Source organism: Burkholderia sp. Bp9099, assembly GCF_003857805.1.
Classification (GTDB): Bacteria; Pseudomonadota; Gammaproteobacteria; order Burkholderiales; family Burkholderiaceae; genus Burkholderia.
This window is the reverse complement of the sequence record NZ_QTPU01000112.1, coordinates 1-356: the sequence shown is the minus strand read 5'-3', so window position 1 is coordinate 356 and position 356 is coordinate 1. Positions and strand designations below refer to the sequence as shown.

Below are 356 nucleotides of genomic sequence, written 5' to 3'. Positions count from 1 at the left end.
TCGTGCGTGTTGCCGGTTGCGGCCTTGCCGATCCAGGCGAGCGGTTCGCGCTCGGTGTTGAAGTTCGGGCCGGCGAGGAACAGCACGACGAGGTTCTCGTTGATCTGCGCATCCGTGGGCGGGAAGTTCGGGGCGTCCCAGTTCATCGCCCAGACGGTCTTGTCGGGGTTCGCCTGCAAGTAGTCCAGCGCGTTGTTCAGCGACGTGAAGCCGGCGTTTGCGCCGCCTTGGGTGATTTGCACGTCGGGAGGCGTGTCGCGGCTCCATAGCGTCTTGGGTGATGGCGGCCCAATCTCGAAGAAGTTCATCATCCGATCGACCATGCGCGACTTGGCAAAGGCCGGATCGAGTCGGGG

1 pseudogene is annotated in these 356 nt (G+C 63.8%); it reads right to left on the bottom strand.

Features of this window, described 5'->3' with window-relative positions:
- A pseudogene (locus DIE17_RS37160) lies at window positions 1-356 on the bottom strand (virulence factor); the annotation flags it as partial.